This window comes from Mesorhizobium sp., assembly GCF_004963255.1.
GTDB lineage: Bacteria > Pseudomonadota > Alphaproteobacteria > Rhizobiales > Rhizobiaceae > Mesorhizobium.
Window position 1 is genome coordinate 12,840 of the sequence record NZ_SUGA01000015.1, and the last position, 11,434, is coordinate 24,273.

Below are 11,434 nucleotides of genomic sequence, written 5' to 3' on the forward strand. Positions count from 1 at the left end.
TGCTGGAGGAGCGTCGACGGCAAAAAGCCTGGCGCCTTCCTCTACCCCGTCGATCGGGGGAGAGGTGGCTCGGCGAAGCCGAGACGGAGTGGGGGTCGACCAGCGCTACATTGGACAATGCATGCGACAAGCAAGCCGTAGCCCATTTGCGGGGAGAAATGCCGGCAGGGCAATGAGGGGCAGCACCTGCCCTTCGAAAATATCGTCCGGCGGACTCCTACCCCACAAACTGCCGCGCGATGATCAGCACCGCTGCGCCCGCCAAAAACATCGACATCAACCCGCCGCGTAGCGAGACCAAAGCGGTGACCACCAGCGCCGCCCATTCGGCGGGCCCGGCGCCAAGCACTGCCGGCGCGACCAGCGTCGTCAGCACTGCGGCAGGCACGGCGTTCAGCCCCGCCTCGACGCGCGGGTGGATATTCTCGAAGCGCGAGATGACGAGGTGGCCGCCGACCCGGGTCAGATAGGTGGCGATCGCGCCGGCCAGGATGATCCAGAAGGTCGTGCTCACGGCCGCTCCCCTATTCCGCTGTGATGCGGTGGCAGGATCACCGCCAGCAGCACGCCGGCGACTGCGCCGATCGAGACATGCCAGGGAGAGCCGACCGTCTTGTAGGCGATGATCGACGCGGCCGCGCTTGCGGCGACAACGGGCAGCCAGAGCGGCCGCTTGCGGAAACCGAGGACGAGGCCGAGGAAATAGATCGGCAGCAGGAAATCGATACCCAGCGCATGAGTATCCGGAATGAGCTTGCCGAACACCGCGCCCAACCCGCTTTCGATCACCCAAAACACATAGACCGGCAGGCCAAGTCCGAGATACCAGACGAACCCGACCGGCTTGCCTGACACGGCCCTGGCCTCCGCCACGGCAAATTGCGGGTCGGTGAGGATGAAGTAGCCCAGCGCCTGCTGCAGCAGCGGCCAATGCGCGATGCGCCTGCCGATGCCGGCCGAATAGAGCACATGGCGGAAATTCACCGCGAAGATCGACAGCACGATCAGCCATGGCGCGACATGCTGGCCGAACAATTCGATGCCGACCATCTGGCTCGCGCCGCCGAAGATCAGCGCGCTCATCAGGAAGGCCTCGAGCACCGAGAAACCATTGTCGACGGCGATCGCGCCGAACAGGATCGCGAACGGCGCAGAGGCGACCACGACCGGCATCGACAACCGCACGCCGTCCCAGAAATCGCCGCCGGTCCTGCTCTCAGAGATTGCTTCCGTTACCATGCGCCGCTCCTTGAGCGGCCTCATTTAGGGAGCGTCGTCCTCGATGTCACACCAATTCGCTTGACCCAGCGATCAGCGGAACTGATCGCCGGGTTGCGAAGCGTCGAAAATCTGGCGGCTCAGCTGACGAAATAGCGCTGCCATTCGAAGTCGGTGATATGCGACGCCTGCCAGGCATCGAAGGCCGCCTGCTCGGCGCGGCGGCTCTCGGCATAATTGTCGCGGAATGCCTCGCCGAAGGCGTCGGCGCAGAAATCGGATGCGGCGAAGGCCTCGATGGAAGCGTTCAGCGTGCGCGGCAGCTTCGGCTTGTCGAGATTGGCAAGGTTGCTCGTCACCGGCGGCTCGAGCGGCAGGTCTTTGTCGATGCCTTCGCAGCCGGCCGCCAGGATGGCGGCGATCGACAGGTAGGGATTGACGTCGGCGCCGGGCGCCCGGTGCTCGAACCGGCAGGCGGCATCGTTCGGCGTGGTGATGGCGCGGATCGGCGCGGTGCGGTTCTCGAAGCCCCAGGCGACATCTTCCGGCGACCAGGCGCCACGATCGAAGCGGCGGTAGGAATTGACGGTCGGCCGGAAGAAGATATGCGTCTCCTGCATGCGGTTGAGCACGCCGGCGAGGAATTTCTCGGCGACCGGCGTCAGCCGGTTGGGTCCGGCCGCGAAGGCCGGCTTGCCGTCCCGCCACAGGCTGACATGGTGGTGCGCGCCGCAGGCGCTTTCCTTGCCCGGCGGCTGGAAGCGCGTCATGAAGGTGGCGACCAGCCCGCGCTCGGCGCACAGTTCGCGCAGATGCAGCTTGGCGCGCATGGCGGCATCCGCCGCGGCAAGCGCGCTCTTCGGCGTCAGCGCATATTCATACATGCCATAGCCATATTCGGTGACCAGCGATGCGACGCCGATGTCGATGCTCTTCAGGCGCGTGATGAACTCGGCGGCGAAATCCTGGTACTCGCCGCTGCGCACCAGGTCGTAGTTGATCAGCGAATGGCCCCACGGTTTCAGCTCGCGATAGCGGCCGGCGCGCATCAGATCGTGGTCGGCGTGGAAAATGCCGAACTCGTATTCGAGGGCGAATTTCGGCTCGTAGCCGAGAGCCCTGGCGCGCTCCTCGACACGGGCAAGCACGTTGCGCGGATCGTAGGCGCAAGGCGCGCCGTCGAGCATGTAGGAGCGCGTGATGGCGGAGGCGAATTTCGGCTTCCAGCCATGCTGCACCACCGTATCCGGATCGATGATGCCCTTGATGTTGGGAAAGCCGTTCTCCTCATTGGCGCTTGGCGAAGCGAAGGCGACGTCGCCCATCGGCTGGCCATCGCCATGGGTGACGCAATAGAGGATGGCATTGATCGACTCGCCGGATGTGGAAAGCTTCAGCGGCGCTATCTTGGAACGCACGACGCCCGACGTATCGACGGTATGCACCTCGACGAACTCGACACCGCGCGATGCAAGCTCGGCCTGCAGCGCCTCGAGCTTCGGCGCATACGCCGCCACCCTGTCCTCAAATTCCACGTTCAACCCTCCACCAGGAAATGCGACGCTATCTGGCGTTGCGCCGGAAAAGAAGCGACACAAGCTCGTCGAGCTCATGCCGGCCGCTGATGCCGCTTGGCCGGAACGCCATGCAAAGCACGATGACCACGCCGAGCGCCACGCCCGACAGTCCAAGCAATTGCGGCATTTGGATACCGGCGACGCTCACGCCGGACTCGATGCTGCGGATGAATTCCAGCCCGATCGAAAGCACGATGACGCCGGTGACCGCCCCGGTCACCGTCGCCATGCCGCCGAGGATCAGCATCGCCAGCGTGTTGAAGATCATCTGGAAGTAGAAAAGCTTCGGACTGATCGTGCCGGCGAAATAGGCGTAGAGCACGCCGGCAAGGCCGCAGATCAGCGCCGAGAGCACCCACGACATGAGCCGCAGCTTCTTGGCGTCTATCCCTAGTGCCGCCGCAGCCTGCGGGCTCTGCGCGCTGGCGCGCAACTGCAGGCCCCAGCGGCTGTCCTTGAACAGCCGCGCCGCGACGATCGCCAGCACCGCGAAGACCAGCATCCAGGGCAGGCCGACCACTTTCGGGATGCCGAAGAAGGCCTGGTTGCCCTTGAACAGGTCGGTCCAGTTGAGGAACACCGAATGGACGATGATGAGCAGCGCCAGGCTGACGATGGTCGCGGCGACACCCGACAGCCGGCTGATCACCTTGCCACTGACCAGCGCCACGATGCCGACGACCAAAAGCGCGATTAGCGCCGCGGAAACCGGATCGAGCTCCAGCGTCGCAAAACCGAAAGGCGCGTTGGGGATCGACAGCTTCTTCATGGCAAGCGGCGTCGACAGGATGGCGACACCATAGGCGCCGAGGCCGACAAAGGCGCTGTGGCCGAGATTGGCGATGTTGGAATTGCCCATGAACACCTGCAGGCCGACCACCACGATCAGGTTCACGAAGGCGCCGAGCGCCAGGAAGGTGTAGTAGGTCGGCGCGAAATTCAGCACCAGAAGCCCGATCACCAGCACCGGCAGCGCCGTCACCAGCCCGCCGATCAGCGAGCGGAGAAGCGCATTGCCGGATTGGGTTGCGCCAGCCGGAGCCGCCATCTGTTCGACCGCTTGCGAGAGTTCGGAGCCTGCCACGTCAGATCTCCTTATCGCCGAGTTCGACGCGCTGGCCGAGCAAGCCTTCAGGCCGGTAGACGAGCAGCGCGACGATGATCGCATAGGTGAGCGCATCCCGAAAACCCGCATATTCCTGGGGCAAAGCGACGAGCAGGCCGACTTCGATGAAGCCGAGCAGCATGCCGCCGACCGCGGCCCCCGGCAGCGAGCCGAAGCCCCCGATGACGCAGGCGACGAATGCCTTCAGCACCAGGCCGAAGCCGAGATCGGGCGAGACGCTGCCGCGCCGCGCCAGGATGAACACGGCTGCGATACCCGCGAGCGCGCCGGAAATCGCAAACGCCGTGGCAATCACCCGGTTTGCCTTGATCCCCATCAGCCGCACCGTGGCGAAGTCGCGCGAGGCGGCGCGAATGGCGAGCCCGAGCGTCGAGCGATTGAGGAAGAGCACCAGGGCCAGGATGGTCAGGCCCGACACGATCAGCTCCATCACCTGCAATGACGACACGGCAAAGGGGCCGAAGAACCACATCTGGTTCAAGCCGTTGAGGACCGAGACTGACTGCGGCTTGGGCGAGATCAGAAGCATGAAAAGGTTCTGCACCACGATCGACACACCGAAGGCGGTGAGCAGCCCGGTCGTGGTCGGCGCGTAGCGCACCGGCCGGAAGGCGACGCGCTCGAACACCACCGCCGCCAGCGCCGCCATGCCGACGGCGAGCAGCACCGCGACGAAAGGCGAGGTCAGCCCGAGCGCGGCAGCCAGGAACACGCTGTAGGCTGAGACGCCGATGATCTCGCCATGCGCGAAATTCACCAGCCCCATGATCGAGAAGACGACCGCCAGCCCGAGCGCCACCAGCGAATATTCGGCGCCGAAGGCGAGCGCGTTGAGGAGTTGCTGCAAGGCGTAATCCATCGCCGCCTACCCGCCGATATAGAGGTTGAACAGGCCGTGCTCGTCGGCGAGCCTGGCCGGCGGTCCGTCATAGCGCAGCGTGCCCGAGCTCACGACATAGACGCGGTCGGCGAAGCGCAGCGCCTGCTTGGCGTTCTGCTCGACCACCAGCAACGTCAGCCCTTGCGCCTTCAGCTCACCGATGAAATCGAAGATGCGCGCCACGATCTTGGGCGCGAGCCCCAGCGACGGCTCGTCGAGCAACAACAGCTTCGGCCGCGACATCAGCGAGCGGGCGATCGCCAGCATCTGCTGCTCGCCACCCGAAAGCGTGCCGGCCGCCTGGCCGTAGCGCTCGGAAAGGACCGGGAACAGCGACAGGAACCGATCGATGTCCTGGCGCACGCCGGCAGGGTCGCGCCTTGTCGCGGCCCCCAGCCGCAGGTTCTCGCCGACGCTGAGATTGGCAAAGATGTGCCGGCCTTCCGGCGTCGAGGTCAGCCCGGCGCGGATGCGGTCCTCGGTGCGGACATGCGAGATGTCCTTGCCGTCAAGCACGATGCGCCCCGAAGCCGGCGTGACCAGCCCGGTCAGCGCGTTGATGGTCGAGCTTTTGCCGGCGCCGTTGGGTCCGAGCAGGGCGACCAGCTCGCCCTGCCCGACCTCGAGCGACAGCTCGCGCACCGCCGTGACGGCGCCATAGCGCACGACAAGCTTCTCGACCTTCAGCACGTCTTCCCGCCCCGCTTAGTTCAGTGCCGGAACGAAGGTCGGCGGCGTGTCGGTGATCAGCACCCGCTTGCCGTCGGCAAAGCCCATCACCGGAACGGCCTTGACCGGATAGCCCTTCTTCTCGGCGAAGGAGATCGTCGGCGCTGTGGTGCCCGGATAACCGCCGGGAGCGCGGATCGCCTCGCGCAAGGCGGCGGGGTCGACGGTGCCGGCCTTCTTCGCCGCTTCATAGCTGATCTGCACCATGTCGGCGCCGAGCGCGTCGAAGATGCCGTTGATCTTGTAGCCGTCGGCCTTGCACTGGGCGAGGAACTTGTCGATCGGGCCGCCGACGCCGGTCGCGCCATGGGTCGCGAACATCACCTTTTCCAGCGATTTCGGATCGCCGACGGTGCCTTCCAGCGACTTGTCGTCGAAGGCGTCGCAGCCGGCCACCCAGCCGTCATAGCCATTGGCGCGCAATTGCCGGATCAGGATGCCGACATCGGGCAGCACGGCGCAGATATGGATGGCGTCCGGCTTCTGCGGCAGCGCCTTGATCGAGGCGATCTGCGGCGACCAGTCGGTGGTGCCGTAGGAATAGTTGAACTTGCCGACCACCTTGCCGCCGAGATGCTCGAACACCTCGCCGAACCATTCCGGCAGCTTCTCCGAGTAGGACCCGGCGTCGGGCGAAACCATCAGCGCCACGGTGCGCGCACCCTTGCCGTAAAGCGCGTTGGCGGTGGCTGAGGCATTGATCGGATCGGGCACCGCCCCGGCGATGAAATTGTCGAGCCCGGCCTGCTGCATCTCGAGCTGCGTGTTCGGCGCCGAGAACACGGTGGCGCCGTAAGGCTGCGCGGTCTGCGACATCGGGATGAGAGCATCCGGGAACGGCACGCCGGTGATGACCTGCGCGCCGGCATCGAGGAATTTCTGGCCGAGCGAGACCGAAAGCTGCGGATCGGACCGGTTGTCCTCGATCATCAGCTCGACCTTGGGGTCGTTGGCGCCGGCAGCCTTGTTCAGCCTGTCGGCCATGCAGCGCGCGCCCTCGGCTTCGCTATAGGGTGCGTAGGCGCCGGTCATGGCGACCGCAAGGCCGATCTTGAGATCCGCCGCGCCCGCATGCCCTGCCTGCAGCAGCCCCGCGGTCAGCACCGCTGCTCCCAGCAAAATCTTTTCCATTCTACCCCTCCTTCCTCTCATTGTGGTTGTTCTTCCGGCCCTCAGGCTGTTTCCGACTGCCCGACATAGACCTCGATGACGCGCGGATCGCGCCACACGTCTTCCGTCTCGCCCGAAGCGATCACCTGGCCCTGGTCCATCACGCAAAGCCGGTCGCAGAGCCGGTTGATGAAGCGCAGATCGTGATCGATGACGATGGTCGCGCAGCCGACGTCGCGGCGAATGCCCTCGATCGCCATCGCCAGCGTCTCCGACTCGGCCTCATTGAGTCCGGCCGCCGGTTCGTCGAGCAGCAGAAGCGACGGCCCCAGCGCCAGCGCGCGGGCGATCTCGAGCCGGCGCTGGCTGCCATAGGGCAGCGTTCCGGCCGGGCTTTCGGCGAAGCCCGCCAGCTCATATTGCTGCAGCAGCTGATCGACGCCGATCCGCTTGGCGGCATCGGGGCGTACGGCGCGGCAGGTGATATGCGCGACCTCGACATTCTGGCGCACCGTCAGATCCTTGAACAGCCTGATGGTCTGGAAGGTGCGGCCGACCCCTGCCCGCGCGCAATGCTCCGGGCCGCGGCCTGTGATCTCCTCGCCCGCCAGGCGCACGCTGCCGCTGTCCGGCTTGAGCACGCCGGAGATGGCGTTGACGAGCGTCGACTTGCCAGCGCCGTTCGGACCGATGAGACCGAGGATCTCGCCGGCCTCGCAGCTCAGCGAGGCGCTGCGCAACGCCTGCACGCCGCCGAATGTCTTGCTGACTGCCTCAACCGACAGCATCGGTCATTTCTCCCATTCCGGCCGCTGGCTGTTCTCCTGTCGGCCGGTCAAAAGGATGCTAGTCCTCCGACTTTTCCATAACAAGTATTTTTTTCCATTTTAGAAAAATTCTTGAACGGAAGGTCGTAGCGCGTCGGTCAGACGCCTGCTCCTGGCGCCAGCCCGTCGCGCGGCACCGTGTTCGACATCAGCATGATGACGGGCTCGTCACCGAGCGCGACATAGGCGTGCTGCATCTCGCCGTCGAACAGGATGCTGTCGCCTGGCTGCAGCACGGTCGGGTCGTAATGGAGCGTGTGCAATTGCAGGCTGCCGCTCAGCACATGGATGAACTCCTCACCCGAATGGCTGCGCCAGCCGCCGTTTTCCTCAAAACTTCTCGCGCGTAGCGTGACGCGCCAGAAAATGTTGGTCTTGTCGCGGAAATCGCTGCACAAGACCTCGAATTCCATGGCGTTGCCTTCATGCAGAATGCCGCTGCCGGCGCGCGTGATCGAGCGGCGCGCCTGCGGTCCCGGCTTCGGGCTGAACAGGAAGGAGGCCACCGGCACATGCAGCACGCCGGCTATCATCAGCGCGATGTCGACGGTCAGTCTGGCCTTGCCGTTCTCCAGCTTCGACAGCTGCGAAACGGAAAGGCCGGAGCGCTCGCTGAGGTCGCGCAAGGTGATGTTCTGCTGCTTGCGCGCATCGCGGATCTTGCTACCCACATTGCCTTGCATCGTCCACGCCCTTGGCTGTCGTGTTTCCAATTCGACAAGCTCTAGAACATGATGCTGAAAGGTGTGAAGCGGTTTTCGGACGACATCATGCCCCATTTCTTGATTTTGAGGCGGCGCGCCCTTTGAGCGCCCAGCCTTTAGACGGCTACGGCTGACTGCGGCCATAGGGATATTGCGACGGTGGCAAAAGCAGCCTCGAGGGTGCGGCTGATACGTTCGAATGTTTCGGAATCGGCCAGGAGATCGTTGCGGACCTCGAGATAGAGGCAGGGCCGGCCCTGCTGCAGCCCATGCCGGTTCAGCGTGTAGCCCACGGCCTGGCGCCAGTCGTAGGGTTCGTTGTCGCCGATCCTGAAGCCTGCTTCCGTGCCCTGGGTCCTGAGCGTTTTCAGCACCGAGTTCACGAAGGGCGACTGTTCCCGCCACAGCACGCCGATATCGACATCGCGCCTCACCCCGCCCATCACCGGCGTGAAGGAGTGCACCGAAATCAGCGCGCGCCTGCCGGCGGCGGCTTCGATGATCGCCCGTTCGACCGGCGCCCAGGCGACAAGCTTGCGCAGCCTCGCATCCGCCGCTTCGACGGCGAGATTGCCCGGCACCGGGATGCCCCCGAGATCCGGCCGCATGAAGTCCCACTCATCGGCGGGGCGGTTATAGTCGAGGAACAGCCGCGAATAGCGCGCGATGACGGCCGGCGCGCGCAGTGTTCGCGAGAGCCGCCGTGTGAGCGCATCGACCCCGATGTCGACCGCGAAATGCGTGCCCAGATAGGGCTCCGCCAGGCCAAGATCTCGCCACGGCCCCGGCACGACATTGCCGGCATGCTCGGCGATCAGGAGATAGGGGCTGGCTGCATCCGGCAGCAACCGTTCCACGCCGGCCGCTGCAAGCGCCGCGACGGCCGCATCGCCCAGCTTTTCAAGGTCCCGCACGACCGGATGCCCTTGGCGCTCAGGCGATGACAGAGCGGACATGATAGGCCTTCGCCGCCGTCGCCTCGATCAGGCCAGCGCGTCCATTGGTGCGTCCGAGACCGGAATTCTTGATGCCGCCCCAGGGCAGATAGAGGTCCGCGTGGTCGCAGCGGTTGAGATAGACCGTGCCGGCCTCGACCTCGTCGAGCAAGGTCACGCCGCGCTCGACATCGCGCGTCCAGATAGAGGCGCTGAGGCCGTAGTCGCTATCGTTCATCAGCCGGATCGCCTCGTCGTCGCCGCCGACCGCCTGAACGCAGGCCACCGGCCCGAACAGCTCGTCACGCATGATCTGCATGCTGTGATCGACGCCGGTCAGCACCTCCGGCGCGACATAGGCGGTTCCGAGGCTTGCCGCCTTGAGGGCGCCATCTGGCGGCATCAGGCGCTTCGCCCCTGCTCGCACTGCGCTTTCGGTGAGGCCGCGGATGGTGTCGGCGGCAACTCCGCGCACCACCGGGCCGACCATCGGCTTTTCGCCGATCGGATGGCCGATCGACCATTTCGCCGTCTCGGCGACCAGCGCCTCGACGAAACGGTCATGGATCGAGCGATCGACATAGATGCGCTCGACCGAGCAGCAGGACTGGCCAGCGTTGGAATAGGTGCCTTCGGCGATCAGCGGAACCGCCGCTTCGAGATCGGCGTCGGAGCGCACATAGGTCGGATCCTTGCCGCCGAGTTCCAGATGCACCTGGGTGAAGGTGCCGGCGGCGGCCGCATGCACGCGCCGGCCGCCATTGACCGAGCCGATGAAGTTGACGGCGTTGAGGACGCCGGAAGCGATCAGCCGCTCGGCGTCCGGATGATCAAGATGCAGGCTCTGGAACACGCCTTCTGGTCCGCCGGCCGCGCGGAAAGCCTCCTCGGCAAGCTCCGCGATCAACGGCGTCTGCGGCGAATGCTTGAAGATCACCACATTGCCTGCCGCAAGAGGCGACGTGACCAGGTAGCCGAGCATGGCGGTCGGATAGTTCCAGGCGCAGATCGACAGATGCAGACCGCCGGCCATCGGCTTGGCGTAGCGGCGGATGCTCTCATCCGAGGGATACGGCATGTCGGCCAAGGTCTCCGGGGCAGCGCCTGCAAGCAGTTCGCCGATCAGGGCCAAGCGGGGCGTCTCGTCGGCCTGCCACAAGGGCCTGCCGATCTGCCACGCCACCGCTTCGGCAAGCGGGACGGCGCGCGCCTTCATCTCCTCGCCGAAGCGCAGAAGGATCGCCAGGCGCTCGGCCAGCGGCGTGCGCCGCCAGCCCGGCAACGCCGCGCGAGCGCGGGCGACCGCGGCCTCGATCGCCGCGCCGTCGGCATAGTTTCGCGTGGCGTAGATAGAGCCGTCGACAGGAGAGGTCACCGAGAAGGTCCGCGCGCCGGAATGCAGGTTCATGGTCTTGGAATCCACCCAAAAGGAAAGCCGTCAATCGCGGCACGATATCGCGATTTTCCATTTTGGCAAATTTTTTCGAATACGGCTTGATGGAATTTTTGTCCGCCCCTATTGTCCCGCCATCGCGCCTTGGCGCCAACATCGAGAGGGGTGACGGATGGTCGTCTTTGATTTCACCGGCAGGCATGCGGTGGTGGCCGGCGCGGGCGGAGGCATGGGCGAGGCTATCGCGCTTGCGTTGCTCGATGCCGGCGCTTCCGTCACCGCCATCGATGTGAAAACACGTCCGGCCTCGCTTGCCGGTTATGACGATCGCCTGACCTTCGCGCAGGGCGACCTGACCGACGCCGCTTTCGTCGAACAGGTCATCGGCGCCGCCGGCCGCGAGCGCGGCGGCATCGACTATCTCGCCAATGTCGCCGGCGTGCTGTGGTTCGGCCGCGACAAGTCGGCGCTCGACATGGATCTCGGCGTCTGGGACGACGTCTTCAACATCAACCTGAAATCCTTCGTGCACACGGCGCGCGCAGTCGTTCCCCATATGCGCGCCGGCGGGCGCGGCGGCGCCATGGTGCATTTCTCGACCATCCAGTGGTATCGCGGCGATCCCAACCCGCAGGATGCCTATCAGGCCTCGAAGGCCGGCGTGTGCGCGTTGTCCAAGTCGCTCGCCATGCAGCTTGCCGCCGAGCGCATCCGCTCGAACGCGATCTGCCCCGGCATGGCGCTGACGCCGCTGCAGGCACGCTGGGACACCGAGGAAAAACGCGCCGCCGTGGCGAGCTACGCGCCGCTCGGCCGCATCGGCACGCCGCAGGACATGGCCAATGCCACGCTCTTCCTGCTCTCCGACGCCGCGAGCTACATCACCGGCATCGAGCTCGCCGTCGATGGCGGCCTGTTGATGCGGATGTAAGCCC

12 protein-coding genes are annotated in these 11,434 nt (G+C 65.3%); 1 reads left to right on the forward strand and 11 read right to left on the reverse strand.

Annotated features, from left to right (window positions below; all coding sequences use genetic code 11):
* Positions 1-217 precede the first annotated feature (217 nt).
* From E5X34_RS17085 to E5X34_RS17135, 11 genes are all read right to left on the reverse strand, one after another.
* Positions 218-514, reverse strand: a complete 297-nt coding sequence (locus E5X34_RS17085) for an AzlD family protein (RefSeq protein ID WP_126082017.1) — start codon at positions 512-514, stop codon at positions 218-220.
* Positions 511-1,239, reverse strand: a complete 729-nt coding sequence (locus tag E5X34_RS17090; protein ID WP_292566994.1) for an AzlC family ABC transporter permease — start codon at positions 1,237-1,239, stop codon at positions 511-513. Before E5X34_RS17090 ends, E5X34_RS17085 begins: the two co-directional genes overlap by 4 nt.
* Before the next feature lie 119 nt (positions 1,240-1,358).
* A complete protein-coding gene (locus E5X34_RS17095; protein ID WP_292566997.1) occupies positions 1,359-2,753 on the reverse strand; it encodes a glutamine synthetase family protein in 1,395 nt (464 codons plus the stop codon).
* Between the two features lie 28 nt (positions 2,754-2,781).
* Positions 2,782-3,879 carry a branched-chain amino acid ABC transporter permease gene (locus E5X34_RS17100; RefSeq protein WP_292566999.1) on the reverse strand — a complete coding sequence of 366 codons (1,098 nt, stop codon included), beginning with the start codon at positions 3,877-3,879 and terminating at the stop codon, positions 2,782-2,784.
* Between the two features lies 1 nt (position 3,880).
* Positions 3,881-4,780: a branched-chain amino acid ABC transporter permease gene (locus E5X34_RS17105; RefSeq protein WP_292567002.1), complete on the reverse strand. Its 900-nt coding sequence runs from the start codon at positions 4,778-4,780 to the stop codon at positions 3,881-3,883.
* A 6-nt stretch (positions 4,781-4,786) separates the two neighbouring features.
* Positions 4,787-5,491 carry an ABC transporter ATP-binding protein gene (locus E5X34_RS17110; RefSeq protein ID WP_292567005.1) on the reverse strand — a complete coding sequence of 235 codons (705 nt, stop codon included), beginning with the start codon at positions 5,489-5,491 and terminating at the stop codon, positions 4,787-4,789.
* A 15-nt stretch (positions 5,492-5,506) separates the two neighbouring features.
* Positions 5,507-6,661: an ABC transporter substrate-binding protein gene (locus E5X34_RS17115; protein ID WP_292567008.1), complete on the reverse strand. Its 1,155-nt coding sequence runs from the start codon at positions 6,659-6,661 to the stop codon at positions 5,507-5,509.
* Positions 6,662-6,702: 41 nt separating this feature from the next.
* On the reverse strand, positions 6,703-7,428 hold the full coding sequence (locus E5X34_RS17120; protein ID WP_292567011.1) for an ABC transporter ATP-binding protein: 726 nt from the start codon (positions 7,426-7,428) through the stop codon (positions 6,703-6,705).
* Positions 7,429-7,565: 137 nt separating this feature from the next.
* Positions 7,566-8,150, reverse strand: a complete 585-nt coding sequence (locus tag E5X34_RS17125) for an XRE family transcriptional regulator (RefSeq protein WP_041011982.1) — start codon at positions 8,148-8,150, stop codon at positions 7,566-7,568.
* Between the two features lie 137 nt (positions 8,151-8,287).
* Positions 8,288-9,127 (reverse strand): N-formylglutamate amidohydrolase, encoded by an 840-nt coding sequence (locus tag E5X34_RS17130; protein WP_292567014.1) that lies wholly within the window; start codon positions 9,125-9,127, stop codon positions 8,288-8,290.
* Complete coding sequence (locus E5X34_RS17135) at positions 9,105-10,514, reverse strand: aldehyde dehydrogenase family protein (protein WP_292567017.1); 1,410 nt, start codon at positions 10,512-10,514, stop codon at positions 9,105-9,107. Before E5X34_RS17135 ends, E5X34_RS17130 begins: the two co-directional genes overlap by 23 nt.
* A 157-nt stretch (positions 10,515-10,671) precedes the next feature.
* On the opposite strand from E5X34_RS17135, the gene E5X34_RS17140 reads away from it, so the two are divergent.
* Complete coding sequence (locus E5X34_RS17140) at positions 10,672-11,430, forward strand: SDR family oxidoreductase (RefSeq protein ID WP_292567020.1); 759 nt, start codon at positions 10,672-10,674, stop codon at positions 11,428-11,430.
* Positions 11,431-11,434: the final 4 nt, after the last annotated feature.